This window comes from Tenacibaculum haliotis, assembly GCF_025215075.1.
GTDB lineage: Bacteria > Bacteroidota > Bacteroidia > Flavobacteriales > Flavobacteriaceae > Polaribacter > Polaribacter haliotis_B.
In genome coordinates, this window is sequence record NZ_JAOBTH010000027.1 from 316,205 (window position 1) to 330,860 (window position 14,656).

Below are 14,656 nucleotides of genomic sequence, written 5' to 3' on the forward strand. Positions count from 1 at the left end.
TTGTATTTTCAAAAAGAGACTGTTATAAATTAATTTTTAACAGTTTAGTATCTAAATATTTCAGACTTAATATAACTACTGAAATATTGTGAAAACAGAACGTAAACACATTTTATTAAAATGGCAAATATTCAAGAATTATTAGAAAGTGGAGTGCACTTCGGTCACTTAACTAGAAAATGGAACCCTAACATGGCTCCTTATATTTATACTGAGCGTAATGGTGTTCACATCATCGATTTGTATAAAACATCTGCTAAAATTGATGAAGCTGCATTAGCTTTACAAAAAATAGCAAGCTCTGGTCGTAAGATCTTATTCGTTGCAACTAAAAAGCAAGCGAAAGATATCGTAGCTGAAAGAGCAACAAACATTAACATGCCTTTTATTACTGAGCGTTGGCCAGGTGGTATGTTAACAAACTTCGTAACTATTCGTAAAGCTGTTAAGAAAATGGCTACTATTGATAGAATGAAGCAAGATGGTTCTTTTGATGCATTATCAAAAAGAGAAAAATTACAAATCAACCGTCAGAGAGCTAAATTAGAGAAGAATTTAGGTTCTATTTCTGATATGACTCGTTTACCTGCAGCTGTTTTTGTAATTGATGTAAAAAAAGAGCACATTGCTGTTGCTGAAGCACAAAAATTAAACATTCCAATCTTTGCATTAGTTGATACAAACTCTGATCCAAGACCAGTTGATTTTGTAATTCCTGCAAACGATGATGCTTCAAAATCTATTGATAAAGTATTATCTTATATTACTGATGCTATCAATGAAGGCTTAACTGAAAGAAAAGCTGACAAAGAAAAGACAAAAGTAGAAAAAGCGCCTGCTAAAACAGAAGCTAAAGAAGAAAAAGTAGCTACCGAAGCAGCACCTGCTAAGGAAGAAACTAAATAATTTCAATTTAAAGGTTTCATTAAATTGAAACCTTTAAATTTTTTACAACAATATATTTACAACTAAAAATAACTACAGAAATGTCAGTAAAAATTAGCGCTGCAGACGTAAAAAAATTAAGAGAAACTACCGGAGCTGGTATGATGGATTGTAAAAATGCATTAGTAGAAGCTGAAGGGAACTTTGATAAAGCAATTGATGTTTTACGTAAAAAAGGACAAAAAATAGCTGCTAAAAGAGCAGATAGAGAGTCTACTGAAGGTGTTGCAATCACTAAAATTAGTGATGACAATACTTACGGTGTTGCTATTGTATTAGCATGTGAAACAGATTTCGTATCTAAAAATGATTCATTTAAAGATTTAGCTTCTCAATTTGTTGCTATTGCTTTTAATACTAAAAGTAAAGAAGAATTTTTAGCTGCTGATTTTGGTGGAGTAACTGTTGCTGAGAAGTTAATCGAGCAAACAGGAGTTATCGGTGAAAAAATCGATATTACTTCTTTCGAAAGACTTGAAGCACCTTATGTAGGAGCTTATACTCATATCGGTAAAATTGCTGCTATGGTTGGTTTATCTGAATCTATAGATAAAGCTGCTGAGTTATCAAAAGACTTAGCTATGCAAGCTGCTTCTATGGGAGCAACTTCTTTATCTTACAAAGGTTTTGATCCTGCTTATGTAGAATCTGAAACTGAAGCAAGAATTGCTGCTATCGTAAAAGACAATGAAGAATTAGTTCGTTTAGGTAAAACTTTAAAGAACGTTCCTCAATATGTATCTAGATTACAATTAACTGATGCTGCTTTAGCTAAAGCTGAAGAAGAAGCTAAAGAACAATTAAAATCAGAAGGTAAACCAGAGAAAATTTGGGATAAAATTTTACCAGGAAAAATGGAAAGATTTATTTCTGATAATACAACTTTAGATCAAGAACAATGTTTATTAGATCAAAAGTTTATTAAAGACGAAAAGAAAACTGTTGCAGAATATGTTTCTTCTTTTGGTGACGTAGAAGTTAAAAACTTCGTAAGAATCACTTTAGGATAATTCTTACCAATATCTTTATAATTAAAACCATCCAATTTTTTGGATGGTTTTTTTTATTTTATCAAAATTTAAACTCAAAAAAAAAACGTAGTTTTGCATAACTTTCAACAAAACTATGCAATACAAGAGAATCCTTTTAAAATTAAGTGGCGAATCATTAATGGGAGACCGTCAATACGGTATCGACCCAAAGAGACTTAAAGAATACGCACAAGAAATTAAACAAGTACTAGAAAAAAATGTTGAAATTGCTATCGTTATTGGTGGTGGAAATATTTTTAGAGGAGTAGCTGGTGCTGGTCAAGGTATGGACCGCGTACAAGGTGACCATATGGGAATGTTAGCAACCTGTATTAATGGTTTAGCTTTACAAAGTGCCTTAGAAGACGAAGGAATTCATACGCGCTTACAAACAGCTATTGAAATTAAAGAAATAGCAGAACCTTATATTAAACGTCGTGCAAATCGTCATTTAGAAAAAGGGCGCGTGGTTATTTTTGGTGGAGGAACAGGAAATCCTTATTTTACAACTGATACCGCAGCTGTATTAAGAGCAATTGAAGTAAATGCAGATGCAATATTAAAAGGTACACGTGTTGATGGTATTTACAACGCAGATCCAGAAAAGGATGAAAACGCTGTAAAGTATGACAAAATAACATTTAAAGATGTTATTAAAAAAGACTTAAAAGTAATGGACATGACCGCATTTACTTTAAGTGAAGAAAATAAATTACCAATTATTGTTTTTGATATGAATAAAAAAGGTAATTTATTAAAATTAGTTACCGGAGAAAAAATTGGAACGATAGTTAATAACGAATAAACTCAAAGAACCTTCTTATTTTTTAAAGAAGGCAATAAAACGAACAAAATGAACGAAGAGATAGATTTTATTTTAGATTCGGCCAAAGAGGCAATGAACAACGCTATAGCGCACTTAGAAAAAGAATTACGCACTATTAGAGCTGGTAAAGCTTCGCCTGCAATGCTTGCAAATGTACAAGTAGATTACTATGGCTCTGCAACACCTTTAGGACAAGTAGCTAATGTAAGTACTGCAGATGCAAGAACCATTACAGTTCAGCCTTGGGAAAAAAACATGTTACAAGAAATAGAAAAAGCTATTATGCTTGCAAACTTAGGTTTTAACCCAATGAATAATGGTGATAATATTATTATTAATGTACCTGCGTTAACTGAAGAGCGTCGTAAAGAATTAGCTAAACAAGCTAAAGCAGAATCTGAACATGCAAAAGTAGGAGTTCGTAATGCACGTAAAGATGCAAACAACGACATTAAAAAAACTGATATTTCTGATGATTCAAAAAAAGATGCAGAAGCTGAAGTTCAAAAAATAACAGATGTTTTTATTAAAGATATTGATGCTAAAGTATCTGTAAAAGAAAAAGAGATAATGACAGTTTAATTATTTCTAACAAACTTTAAAAAGAGTGTCTTTATGACACTCTTTTTTTTTCGTTTAATTGGTTCATTTACCATAACTTTGCAAAAAATATTTGAATGACTTTTTGGACTAAAATCGCTGGATTTATTTTACGAAACCGATACTTGGTTTTAATTGCTGTTGCTATTATCACAGCACTTTTAGTTTCTCAAATGAAGTACATGCGCTTCTCATATACTGAGGCAAATTTACTACCTAAAGATCACGAAGCAAACATACAATACGATCAGTTTTTAGATATTTTTGGAGAAGAAGGTAACTTAGTTATTTTAGGAGTTAAAGATTCAACTATTTTTACACCTGCTAAGTTTAATGCTTGGAATAATCTTGTAAAAACTTTAGACAGCGTAAAACAAGTAGATTTCACACTATCTATTGCAGATGTTAAGCAATTGAAAGCTGATAGAAAACAACGAAAATTTGTTCTCGAACCACTATTTGATAAAGCACCTACTACCAACGAAGAGGTAAATAAAATAAAAAAACAACTCTTCGAAAAACTCCCTTTTTACGACAACTTACTTTACAATGAACAAGGTACTTTACAAACTGCCATTTACATAAATAAAGACATTGTAAACACCCCAGCTAGAAGAGATTTTATTGCTGAAATTTTAATACCTACTGTTGAAAAATTTGAGAAAGAGCATCAAATAGATGTCCGCATGTCTGGAATGCCATACATACGCACCATAAACTCTCAGAATATAATTGATGAAATGCAGCTCTTTGTATTAGGAGCTTTAGGTATTACAGCTGTTATTTTCTTTTTCTTTTTTCGTTCTTTTAGAGCAACATTTATCACATTATTAGTTGTAGGTATTGGTGTTGTTTGGGCTTTCGGATTTATTGGTTTATTTAGATATGAAATCACTGTATTATCCGCTTTAATTCCGCCATTAATTATTGTAATCGGAGTACCAAACGCTGTTTTCCTTATCAATAAATATCAGCAAGAAATAAAAAAACACGGTAACCAAGCAAAGTCATTACAACGTGTAATTTCTAAAATTGGTAATGCTACATTAATGACAAATATTACAACAGCATCAGGTTTTGCAACCTTTGTTTTTGTAAAAAGTCAGCTACTTAGAGAATTCGGAATTTTAGCTTCAGTAAATATCATTAGTATTTTTATTTTAGCTTTATTAATCGTTCCGATTATATACAGTTTCATGCCTCGCCCTGAAAAAAAACATTTAAATCACTTAGAAAAAAAGTGGATGGGAAATGTTGTTTTTTGGATGGAACGAATGGTAAAACAACGACGTATTACTATTTATATTACTACAGTAATCGTTATCATGCTAAGTATGGTCGGTTTGTTTCAAATTCGTGTTTCTGGTAGTTTAATTGAAGACATGCCTAAAGGAATGCAGTTTTATAAAGACATTAAGTTTTTTGAAACTGAGTTTGGCGGAATTATGCCTCTAGAAATTTTGATTGATACCAAAAGAGAAAAGGGTGTAATGAAACTTTCTACGCTAAAAAAGATGGAAAAGTTAAATGAAACTATTGAAACTTTTCCTGAGTTATCGAAACCTATTTCTATCACCAACTTAGTTAAATATTCTAAACAAGCTTACTATAAAGGAAACCCGAAATATTATCAATTGCCAACCAGTCAGGAAAAAGCACACATTTTTGCTTACACCAAAAACTCTGACAGCAATTCGGGTATGCTGAAAAATTTTGTTGATAGTACAGGTCGTTACGCACGTATCACAACTTTCATGAAAGATGTTGGTACCGATAAGATGGATATTATTCAAGATCGCCTAAATGCGGTTATAAAGAAGCAATTTCCTGAAGAAAAGTTTACTGTTTCTATGACAGGAAAAGCATTAGTTTTCTTGAAAGGAACTAACTATTTAATTAAAAACTTAGTAATTTCTTTATCACTTGCCATATTATTGATTTCAATTTTTATGGCGTGGATGTTCCGATCTTATAAAATGATTTTTATATCATTAATCCCCAATATGCTTCCGTTATTAATTACGGCTGGCCTAATGGGTTTCTTTAGTATCCCTATAAAACCATCTACAATTTTAGTTTTTAGTATTGCTTTTGGAATTTCTGTGGATGACACTATTCACTTTTTAGCAAAATACCGACAAGAATTACTAGCTAATAATTGGAAAGTAAAACCAGCTGTTTATTCAGCATTACAAGAAACTGGAGTGAGTATGTTTTATACATCAATCGTATTATTCTTTGGCTTCTTAGTTTTTACACTTTCTAGTTTCGGAGGTACAATTGCTTTGGGAGGCTTAGTTTCAGTTACCTTACTATTAGCAATGGTATCTAACTTATTGTTATTACCTTCTCTCCTTTTGTCTTTCGAAAAGAAAATAGCGAATAAAAGAGTTTTAAAAGATACCAAATTTAAAATACTACCTCCAAAAGAGGATATAAATAAAAGTAAATAAGATTCTTTTAAATTAATTTTTACAACTATAAAAAAGGGTTAGCAATTGCTAACCCTTTTTACATTCTTTTTCACAATACCTTAATATAGTCTTTTTCACAACTATTCTTTTTAATTTCCAAAAATATACTTACTATTGTAGTATATTTTTTACTTTTAATCCCCTTAAAGTACAATACAAATGTACATTCAATTTAATGTTTAGGCAACTGCGTCTTTACACAGGTTGTATAGATTTATGGATATAGCACCAAATAGTATTGGAGAATACACTAAAAAAAGAGTATCAGATACTCCTATAGATAAGAATTCAGAAGCATATAACTTCTATAAAAAAACAATACCTAAATTCATAGGAGAGGCCATATATATCTATTCTTTTAAAGAAGAGAAAATGTTATATGCTCATGGTTGGGAAGAGTTATTAGGGTACAAAAATGAAGAAATAACAATGCTTAAAATAGTAAGCTGTACCTCTCCCCGACATTTTAATTTTTCTAATGAACTTAATGATAAAGCACTTCAGTTTTTAAAAACAAAAACAACAGAACTAGAAAAATATAGTTTTACACTAGAACTTGAAAAAATTGATAAAAATGGTGCTATTGTTCCGTTATTTTCTAGGGTTGGTATTTTTAAATCTTCAGAAGGAAAGGTTGAAGAAATAATTGGTGTTTCTCAAATCATAAAATCGCTTAAGCATAGTAATGTAATGCAATATGCTGCATATGGTCCAGACACCTCAGATTTTGAAGAAATCTTAAACAAAGAATTATTTAAACATTTTGCTATTTCTAGAAAAGAAAAAGAAGCACTAAGTATGGCTGCCAAAGGCCTTGCCTTTAAAGAAATCGCCAACGAATTAAAGGTAAGTCAATCGGCAATTGAAAAACGAATTATACCATTATACAAACGTTTTAAAGTAAAAAGCTTACCCCATTTAATTAGTTTTGCTCACACAAATCACATTCTTTAGCATTTAATGGATTAGATTTATCTTTTTGATTTTAGCTGCATTTACCCCTATTTCGAGTAGCATTTCCGTCCATTTATCCTCCTGACTTAAGGTGTTTTCATTGCCTAAAATCCAAATAATATTTTTATTTGCAATAATGTCGCAATTTTCTTTATTAATTTCACCTGTATTAGTGGGATCTAAAAATTGTAGAATCTTTTTTGGTGTAATTAACTCTTCTTCTATTGGCTTACCCGGATTCACGTCATCAATTACCAAATAATCACTTTCTTTCCACGACCAAATTCTATGGATATTTAATTTTGTATTTTCTTCAATAAAGAAAAAACTAAATAACTTCATAGCACTCGTATACAAACAAATTTTATGCTTTATTGATAATTCATTTAAAACTCCTACTCCTAAACTAGTTTTTCCACAGAATTGTGAACCGAAAACTAGCAAATGATTTCCAAAATCATTTGCTTCAATAAAATTAAAAACATCCTTTTTTTCTACTTCTTTAATTTTAAAATTCCATTGACTTAATCGAAATTGAAACGGATAATTAGCATAATGTTGGTACATTTTAGTCAGATACCAATAACTTGAAGCTCTTAATAAATAAAGAAAAAGACCAACGACAATGATTATTGTAAGTTTATCTTGTAATCCGTTTATATATAAACTGTATAGTACTGCACCAAACCCAAAAAAGGCAACATCTGTAATTGTATCATACGCTATGTTTAACCATTTTGGATTAAATATATATTTTTCTTTTTTAGGAATGAAAAACATCTTGTTTGAAGATGTTTTTTTAGTTAGCAATGGTCCTAAAAAATTATACGTTTCAAATAAAAACCAAAATAAAGTTACCATAAGACACGCGTAAATAGGATTTTCGTATCCTTTTATATCTTTAATATTATCATATAAGATAAAAGAAGGCACAAAGCCTAACGCCATATGACCAAATTGATTTGCTAACCAGGAATATGTTAATGTTACCCCCCTATGAGAATCTTTACCTATTAAATCTTTTTTAAACTGATTTAAAACAGTTTTTCTTTTAATTTTATCCATCTTTATAAATACAGTTGTAAAAATACACTACTTTTAAAAGTATCTTATGAAAATCAATTATAATCTACATTGATTGTTTTATTTCAAAAAAGTATCTTTGCTTCTCAATTTTTTAGAAGATGAAAAGAAGTAGCGTTAAAGAATTATTACATTCTGATAAATTTTTACAAGAAGTACATGTAAAAGGATGGGTTAGAACCTTTAGAAGCAATCGTTTTATTGCTTTAAATGATGGCTCTACCATTAATAACATTCAATGTGTTGTAGATTTTGAAAACACAGATGAAGAACTTTTAAAAAGAATTACAACAAGTGCTGCGGTAAGTATTACTGGTACTTTAGTTGAAAGTGAAGGAAAAGGACAAAGTGTAGAGGTTAAGGTTACTAAATTAGAAATATTAGGAGATTCTAATCCAGATGAATATCCTATTCAACCTAAAAAACACAGTTTAGAGTTTTTAAGAGAAAATGCACATTTACGTATTAGAACCAATACATTTAGTGCGGTTATGAGAGTTCGTTCTGCCTTATCTTTTGGAGTTCACAAATACTTTCAAGAAAACGGATTTAACTACGTTAACACACCAATAATTACAGGGTCGGATGCTGAAGGTGCAGGAGAAATGTTTCATGTATCAAATTTCGAAACAAATAAAGCACCTTTAAACGAAGAGGGAGACATAGATTATACCAAAGATTTTTTCGGTAAAGAAACCAACTTAACAGTTTCTGGTCAGTTAGAAGCTGAAACTTACGCAATGGCTTTAGGAAAAGTGTATACTTTTGGCCCTACTTTTAGAGCTGAAAACTCTAATACAACACGTCATTTAGCAGAATTTTGGATGATTGAACCTGAGGTTGCATTTAATGATTTAGATGCAAATATGGATTTATCCGAAGATTTCATTAAATCGGTTTTAAGTTACGTTTTAGAAAACTGCAAAGACGATTTAGAATTTTTAGACAATCGTTTAACTCAAGAAGAAAAATCAAAACCACAAGCAGAACGTAGCGACATGGGATTAATTGAAAAATTAAACTTTGTTGCAGAAAATAACTTTAAAAGAGTAAGTTATACAGAAGCTTTTGATATTTTACGTAACTGTAAACCAAATAAAAAGAAGAAATTTCAGTTTCCTATTACAGAATGGGGAGTTGATTTACAATCAGAACACGAGCGTTATTTAGTTGAAAAACACTTTAAATGTCCAGTAATTTTATTTGATTACCCAGCTACGATTAAAGCTTTTTACATGCGTTTAAACGACGATGGTAAAACAGTACGTGCAATGGATGTTTTATTTCCTGGAATCGGAGAAATGGTTGGTGGATCGCAAAGAGAAGAGCGTTTAGATGTTTTAAAATCTAAAATGGCTGATTTAAATATAGACGAAGAAGAATTATGGTGGTATTTAGACACTCGTAAATTCGGAACAGCAGTGCATTCTGGTTTTGGTTTAGGCTTTGAGCGTTTAGTTTTATTCACAACAGGTATGAGTAATATACGTGATGTTATTCCTTTTCCTAGAACGCCACAAAACGCAGAGTTTTAAAGAAATCATAAAATTATATACTACAATCGTCATTCCTCACAGAATGACGATTTCTTTTTAACCTATTTCATATATTTGTAAGTATGTTAAAACAAGGTTTACATTATAAGTTACTTCAAAAATTATCTCCACAACAAATTCAGTTGATGAAGTTAATTCAATTACCTACACAAGCTTTTGAAGAAAGATTAGAACAAGAGATTGAAGAAAATCCTGCTTTAGATACTGGTAAAGAAGAACCAGAAAACTTCGAAGACACTTTAACAAATGCTGATGATTATGATGAAGGAAGTGAAAAAATTGACACTGACGATATAAATATTGATGAGTATTTAAGTGACGATGAATACCCGAGTTATAAAACACAAGCTAACAATTATTCGGCAGATGATGAAGACAAACAAGTTCCTTATGCAGCAGGAACAAGTTTTCATCAATCATTAAATAGCCAATTAAATACTTTTAGAATTAATGAAGAGGAACGTGCTATTGCTGATTTTTTAGTTGGTAGTATAGATGATAGCGGATATATTCGTAGAGAAATTATCGATTTAGTAGATGATTTAGCTTTCACTCAAAACGTATTTACGACTGAAGATGAAGTAGAAAAAATTTTACTTAACGTAGTCCAAAAATTAGATCCGGTTGGTGTTGGCGCACGTGATTTAAAAGAATGTTTGATTATTCAATTAAAAACAAAATCAGAAAAAGAAACTAGAGCTTTAGCTATTGATATTCTTGAAAATGCGTTTGATCACTTTGTAAAAAAACATTACAAAAAACTTCTAGAAAAGTTTACTATTGATGAAGAGCAACTAAAAGAAATAATTACCGAAATAGGTAAATTAAACCCAAAACCTGGTAGTTCTTATGCTGGAAACAACAAGATAGCAGAACAAATCGTACCTGACTTTTCTATTCAAATTATTGATGGTGTTTTAGAACTTACTTTAAATTCTCGTAACGCGCCTGAATTACATGTTTCACGTGAATATAACAACATGTTAAAAGGTTATAGTGATGCTAAAACCAAAAGTAAAAGCCAAAAAGATGCAGTATTATTTATTAAGCAAAAATTAGATTCTGCAAAATGGTTTATTGATGCTATAAAGCAACGCCAACAAACATTATTAGTTACCATGAATGCTATTATGCATCGCCAAGAAGCTTATTTTTTAACAGGTGATGAACGTAAGTTAAAACCTATGATTTTAAAGGATATTGCTGACGAAATTCACATGGATGTTTCAACGGTTTCTAGGGTTGCTAATAGTAAATATGTTTCTACTCCTTACGGAACAAAACTAATAAAAGCATTCTTCTCTGAATCGATGAAGAACGATCAAGGAGAAGATGTCTCAACACGAGAAATCAAAAAAATACTTGAAACAGTAATTCAAGAAGAAGACAAACGAAAACCACTTACTGATGAAAAATTGGCTAAACTTTTAAAAGAAAAAGGATACCCAATTGCTAGGCGAACAGTTGCTAAATACCGTGAACAGTTGGATATATCTGTTGCACGATTACGTAAAGAAATATAATGCGTTGGCATAAATTCATATCTACTATTTTACATCCAATTGTAATACCTACAATTGGTATTATTCTGTATTTCATCATAACGCCTATTAATTTAAGTCGACATCAACAATACACAATATTAGGTGTTGTATTTGTTGTTACTTATGTTATACCAATACTTTTATTAATCCTTTTAAAAGCTATCGGCTATATAAAATCATATCAAGTACACGGAATTAAAGAACGCAAAATTCCGATATTTTTTATGATGACTTTACTATTTTTTTTAGGTAAGTTTTTTCTAGAAACAACCATTATTAGAGATTTAAGTTACCTCTTCTTTGGAGTTGTATTTGGATTGGGTTGCATTTACATTCTTTTTATCACAAAAATAAAAACAAGCTTACATTTATTGTCTATTGGAGCAGCAACAGGATATTTTTTACTCTTTCAGCAAATACACAATACTTTTATTTTGCCAATTATTATTGTGTTTATATTACTTTCTGGACTCCTAGCAAGCTCTAGACTTCACTTAAAATCTCATTCTGTAAAAGAAGTGTATCTTGGTTTTTTTATTGGCTTAATAAGCCCATTTATCGCTTATTACTTATTATAGTAAATAAAAGCTTAATCCGAATCGTGCAATCTTAGTATTAATTTTATTTCCGTTTAAATAAGCATTTTTAAAAATAGGAGTTAATCCGTAATATGCATGAAAATTAAAAGTTCCATATCCTACAGAAAGAATTACACCAGTTTGAAACTTATTATATTTATTTAAGTTAGAGATATCAATTTTCACCCCAGCATCAGTGTAATTGAAATTATTACTTATGTTGTAACTTAACTTAACACCTGTATAAAATCGCCAGAAAGAGTAAGTATTTACTGTTGATGATCTCCAACGAAATTGTAAAGGCATTTCAATATTATGTAGCTTTAGCTTATTATAGCTAATTGTATTATCTACTTGAAAATTATTTAAACTTCCTTCAACGACTTTTAAACCATGATTAAAAGAATCGAAACCATAGCCCACTCCAATACCCAATGCTATTTTTCCGCTTTTAATTAGCGGAATATCTTTTATATAACCAGCTGAAAACCCGAATGAAAAACCACTTTTACCTACTTCTTTTGGCTGATTATTCAATCCGTTATAGGAAACATTAATATACAATTGATCTTCCCAATAGCGCTGCCCTACCTCTAAAGAATCCTTTTGAGCATAGCTATTTATTGATAAAAAAAATAAAAAAAAAGGTATAATGTATTTCATATTACTTAACTAACGTTAAATATAAGATTAATTGTATAAAAAAAGAGCAATCTTCCGATTGCTCTTTTTTTTATTTAGCTAAAAAGTAATTACTTTTTAATATCACTTGCTTTGTGAGTAGATAAACTTAATTTAAGGGCATTTACATCTCTTAATTTCTCACGAATATCGGCTAATGTACCAACACTCGATTCTTTATCCATCTTAATAGATGTGGTCATAAATGGAACTTCAGCTTCTGATACATTTCCTCTTTCTAAGAAAATAAAAGAAGGTACATCATCTGGTGTAGCAATCTTATCGTTTAACTGAATTCTATTAAAACCTGTACCATATTTAGCATCTTTTGCCTTACCAACATAAATTGTACTCACTAAACTTTTACGTTCTAGTTTCTTTACTTCACTTGCACTAGGTAAACGTGGAGCTTCGATTGCTAAATCGCTCTCTCTCATTACTGTTGTTACCATGAAGAAGAATAATAACATAAAAACAATATCAGGTAGTGAAGAAGTATTCACTGCTGGCATCTCTTTTTTCTTCTTATTAAATTTAGACATACTTAAATTGTTTTAATACTATTGTACATTAGTTGGTTCTGTATCAGATATAATTTGAGGATAACTACTCTTAATATCTTCTACTTTTTTTCTTAATGCATCATCTTTTCTTGCACTTGCTTTAAAAGCTTTATCTAATTCTGTAAAACTCATACCGTATTTTTCTTGGCATAATTTATTACGTAATTCTGCATATGCTTTTAAAAGTTCATTTTGAACAGATACATACATTCCAAATTCAGTACCTCTATCACTTTCAACAGCGATAATTGCTTTGTTTGGATGATCTGATGAACTAGGATCTTTTGCTCCTTTACAATAGGTACAAGATGCTCCTGCATCTTTCCCTGGCATTGGGTTACCAATACCACCACCGTTATCTATAAATTTAATAGCTGCATCTTTTAAGTCTTTTAACTCCATTCCTTCATTCTCTACGAATAACTGATTGTTTCTGTTAATACTAACTTGAAAAATGTTCTTTTCTTTTACAATAGGTGGCTTAACATCTGTTTTTTCAGCTAACTTTTTAGGGATACCTGAATCAACATCCATTGTTGTTGTTACAAGGAAAAATATAAGTAGCAAGAATGCAATATCTGCCATCGAACCTGCATTAATTTCTGGATTTTCTCTTCTTGCCATAATAAATTACGATTTAACGATTCCTTTTAATAAATCTACTACAAAGAATGCTCCTGCAATAGCACCTAAAATCATGGTAAAACTAATTCCTGTTCCTACCCATTTAGAAATACTTCCTTCTGCAACTAGCTCTCCGCCATCAGCTCCTATTACTTGTCCGTTTGAAGACAACATATAAGACACTACAAAAAGCACCGCTAAAGCTGCAATACCCAATGCCGTTTTCTTTAAAGCAGCAGGGTTTTTAAACATACTTAATAGTGAAATCACTATAGCAACGATTACGATTCCGATTAGTAAATAATATGAATAACTTACTAAAGGAGAAACAGCATCTGAAACAGCTTCTTTATTATCAGGATCTATTATTACAACGTTTACAAATAACGCGATACCAATTAATGATATTGCAGCTACAAGTAATGTTAATACTTTATTATTCATACGATTGATTATTTTTTATACTTAGCTAATAAGTCGATTAAAGAAATAGAAGCATCTTCCATGTTGTTTACAATACTATCGATTTTAGAAACGATGTAATTATAAAAAATCTGTAAAATAATTGCTGCTACAAGACCAAATACAGTTGTTAAAAGTGCAATTTTAATACCACCTGCTACTACTGCTGGAGAAATATCATTTGCTACTGCGATTTTATCAAAAGCTTCAATCATACCAATTACAGTACCCATAAAACCTAACATCGGTGCTAATGCAATAAATAAAGATAACCAAGAAACATTTTTCTCTAATAATCCCATTTGTACACCACCATAACCTACTACTGCTTTTTCAGCAGCTTCTAAACCTTCATCAGCTCTTTCTAAACCTTGGTAAAAAATAGAAGCAACAGGTCCTTTTGTATTTCTACAAACCTCTTTAGCAGCTTCAACACCACCAGAACTTAAGGCATCATCAACACTAGCTACTAATTTCTTAGTATTCGTTGTTGCCATGTTTAAATAAATGATTCTTTCAATTGCAATTGCTAAACCTAAAATTAAAGCGACCAATACGATACCCATAAACTGAGGATCTCCTTCAATAAAACGTTGTTTTAATTCTTGGTGAAAAGTTTTCTCTGCATCTTGAGCATTAGCAGACTGAATAGCCCCTAAAAACATAAATCCTGCAACAGTTAGGAAATTTACTACTTTCTTCATTTTGTTATAATTAATTTTAATAGTTAACGGG

General features: G+C 30.7%; 15 protein-coding genes. 9 read left to right on the forward strand and 6 right to left on the reverse strand.

Annotated elements, in window-relative coordinates; translation table 11 throughout:
• Nucleotides 1-120 precede the first annotated feature (120 nt).
• The 6 genes from rpsB (at nucleotide 121) to N2251_RS09135 (ending at nucleotide 6,830) form a co-directional block, all read left to right on the forward strand.
• Nucleotides 121-906 carry a 30S ribosomal protein S2 gene (gene rpsB, locus N2251_RS09110; RefSeq protein WP_218771517.1) on the forward strand — a complete coding sequence of 262 codons (786 nt, stop codon included), beginning with the start codon at nucleotides 121-123 and terminating at the stop codon, nucleotides 904-906.
• An 80-nt stretch (nucleotides 907-986) separates the two neighbouring features.
• Nucleotides 987-1,955: a translation elongation factor Ts gene (gene tsf / locus N2251_RS09115; RefSeq protein ID WP_218771518.1), complete on the forward strand. Its 969-nt coding sequence runs from the start codon at nucleotides 987-989 to the stop codon at nucleotides 1,953-1,955.
• Between the two features lie 115 nt (nucleotides 1,956-2,070).
• Nucleotides 2,071-2,781 carry a UMP kinase gene (gene pyrH, locus N2251_RS09120; protein ID WP_260586415.1) on the forward strand — a complete coding sequence of 237 codons (711 nt, stop codon included), beginning with the start codon at nucleotides 2,071-2,073 and terminating at the stop codon, nucleotides 2,779-2,781.
• A 48-nt stretch (nucleotides 2,782-2,829) separates the two neighbouring features.
• Nucleotides 2,830-3,384: a ribosome recycling factor gene (gene frr, locus N2251_RS09125; RefSeq protein WP_260586416.1), complete on the forward strand. Its 555-nt coding sequence runs from the start codon at nucleotides 2,830-2,832 to the stop codon at nucleotides 3,382-3,384.
• Nucleotides 3,385-3,479: 95 nt separating this feature from the next.
• On the forward strand, nucleotides 3,480-5,855 hold the full coding sequence (locus tag N2251_RS09130) for an efflux RND transporter permease subunit (protein WP_260586417.1): 2,376 nt from the start codon (nucleotides 3,480-3,482) through the stop codon (nucleotides 5,853-5,855).
• A gap of 237 nt (nucleotides 5,856-6,092) precedes the next feature.
• Nucleotides 6,093-6,830, forward strand: coding sequence for a helix-turn-helix transcriptional regulator (locus N2251_RS09135; RefSeq protein ID WP_260586418.1), 738 nt, complete (start codon nucleotides 6,093-6,095; stop codon nucleotides 6,828-6,830).
• 3 nt (nucleotides 6,831-6,833) lie between these two features.
• On the opposite strand, the gene N2251_RS09140 is transcribed toward N2251_RS09135, so the two are convergent.
• Nucleotides 6,834-7,895, reverse strand: coding sequence for a hypothetical protein (locus N2251_RS09140; RefSeq protein ID WP_260586419.1), 1,062 nt, complete (start codon nucleotides 7,893-7,895; stop codon nucleotides 6,834-6,836).
• Between the two features lie 119 nt (nucleotides 7,896-8,014).
• Between N2251_RS09140 and asnS the strand changes: the two genes are divergently transcribed.
• The 3 genes from asnS (at nucleotide 8,015) to N2251_RS09155 (ending at nucleotide 11,591) form a co-directional block, all read left to right on the forward strand.
• Nucleotides 8,015-9,448, forward strand: a complete 1,434-nt coding sequence (asnS, locus tag N2251_RS09145; protein ID WP_260586420.1) for an asparagine--tRNA ligase — start codon at nucleotides 8,015-8,017, stop codon at nucleotides 9,446-9,448.
• Between the two features lie 83 nt (nucleotides 9,449-9,531).
• The gene (rpoN, locus tag N2251_RS09150) at nucleotides 9,532-10,992 is read left to right on the forward strand and encodes an RNA polymerase factor sigma-54 (RefSeq protein WP_260586421.1); all 1,461 of its coding nucleotides are present in this window, start codon (nucleotides 9,532-9,534) and stop codon (nucleotides 10,990-10,992) included.
• Complete coding sequence (locus N2251_RS09155) at nucleotides 10,992-11,591, forward strand: hypothetical protein (protein WP_260586422.1); 600 nt, start codon at nucleotides 10,992-10,994, stop codon at nucleotides 11,589-11,591. The genes rpoN and N2251_RS09155 overlap by 1 nt, the downstream gene beginning before the upstream one ends.
• Here N2251_RS09155 and N2251_RS09160 read toward each other — a convergent pair.
• From N2251_RS09160 to N2251_RS09180, 5 genes are all read right to left on the reverse strand, one after another.
• Entirely contained in the window at nucleotides 11,586-12,254 is a 669-nt protein-coding gene (locus N2251_RS09160; protein ID WP_260586423.1) for a porin family protein, read from the reverse strand. The two genes, N2251_RS09155 and N2251_RS09160, sit on opposite strands and share 6 nt — an antisense overlap.
• A gap of 89 nt (nucleotides 12,255-12,343) precedes the next feature.
• The gene (locus tag N2251_RS09165; protein WP_260586424.1) at nucleotides 12,344-12,814 is read right to left on the reverse strand and encodes an ExbD/TolR family protein; all 471 of its coding nucleotides are present in this window, start codon (nucleotides 12,812-12,814) and stop codon (nucleotides 12,344-12,346) included.
• An 18-nt stretch (nucleotides 12,815-12,832) separates the two neighbouring features.
• On the reverse strand, nucleotides 12,833-13,459 hold the full coding sequence (locus tag N2251_RS09170; protein WP_260586425.1) for an ExbD/TolR family protein: 627 nt from the start codon (nucleotides 13,457-13,459) through the stop codon (nucleotides 12,833-12,835).
• 6 nt (nucleotides 13,460-13,465) lie between these two features.
• Nucleotides 13,466-13,903 (reverse strand): hypothetical protein, encoded by a 438-nt coding sequence (locus tag N2251_RS09175; protein ID WP_260586426.1) that lies wholly within the window; start codon nucleotides 13,901-13,903, stop codon nucleotides 13,466-13,468.
• Between the two features lie 8 nt (nucleotides 13,904-13,911).
• On the reverse strand, nucleotides 13,912-14,625 hold the full coding sequence (locus N2251_RS09180) for a MotA/TolQ/ExbB proton channel family protein (RefSeq protein WP_260586427.1): 714 nt from the start codon (nucleotides 14,623-14,625) through the stop codon (nucleotides 13,912-13,914).
• Nucleotides 14,626-14,656: the final 31 nt, after the last annotated feature.

Excerpts from the sequence above, each read along its gene's own strand:
- rpsB (WP_218771517.1), top strand. The coding sequence starts at position 121 with ATGGCAAATATTCAAGAATTATTAGAAAGTGGAGTGCACTTCGGTCAC.
- tsf (WP_218771518.1), top strand. The coding sequence starts at position 987 with ATGTCAGTAAAAATTAGCGCTGCAGACGTAAAAAAATTAAGAGAAACT.
- pyrH (WP_260586415.1), top strand. The coding sequence starts at position 2,071 with ATGCAATACAAGAGAATCCTTTTAAAATTAAGTGGCGAATCATTAATG.
- frr (WP_260586416.1), top strand. The coding sequence starts at position 2,830 with ATGAACGAAGAGATAGATTTTATTTTAGATTCGGCCAAAGAGGCAATG.
- N2251_RS09130 (WP_260586417.1), top strand. The coding sequence starts at position 3,480 with ATGACTTTTTGGACTAAAATCGCTGGATTTATTTTACGAAACCGATAC.
- N2251_RS09135 (WP_260586418.1), top strand. The coding sequence starts at position 6,093 with ATGGATATAGCACCAAATAGTATTGGAGAATACACTAAAAAAAGAGTA.
- N2251_RS09140 (WP_260586419.1), bottom strand. The coding sequence starts at position 7,895 with ATGGATAAAATTAAAAGAAAAACTGTTTTAAATCAGTTTAAAAAAGAT.
- asnS (WP_260586420.1), top strand. The coding sequence starts at position 8,015 with ATGAAAAGAAGTAGCGTTAAAGAATTATTACATTCTGATAAATTTTTA.
- rpoN (WP_260586421.1), top strand. The coding sequence starts at position 9,532 with ATGTTAAAACAAGGTTTACATTATAAGTTACTTCAAAAATTATCTCCA.
- N2251_RS09155 (WP_260586422.1), top strand. The coding sequence starts at position 10,992 with ATGCGTTGGCATAAATTCATATCTACTATTTTACATCCAATTGTAATA.
- N2251_RS09160 (WP_260586423.1), bottom strand. The coding sequence starts at position 12,254 with ATGAAATACATTATACCTTTTTTTTTATTTTTTTTATCAATAAATAGC.
- N2251_RS09165 (WP_260586424.1), bottom strand. The coding sequence starts at position 12,814 with ATGTCTAAATTTAATAAGAAGAAAAAAGAGATGCCAGCAGTGAATACT.
- N2251_RS09170 (WP_260586425.1), bottom strand. The coding sequence starts at position 13,459 with ATGGCAAGAAGAGAAAATCCAGAAATTAATGCAGGTTCGATGGCAGAT.
- N2251_RS09175 (WP_260586426.1), bottom strand. The coding sequence starts at position 13,903 with ATGAATAATAAAGTATTAACATTACTTGTAGCTGCAATATCATTAATT.
- N2251_RS09180 (WP_260586427.1), bottom strand. The coding sequence starts at position 14,625 with ATGAAGAAAGTAGTAAATTTCCTAACTGTTGCAGGATTTATGTTTTTA.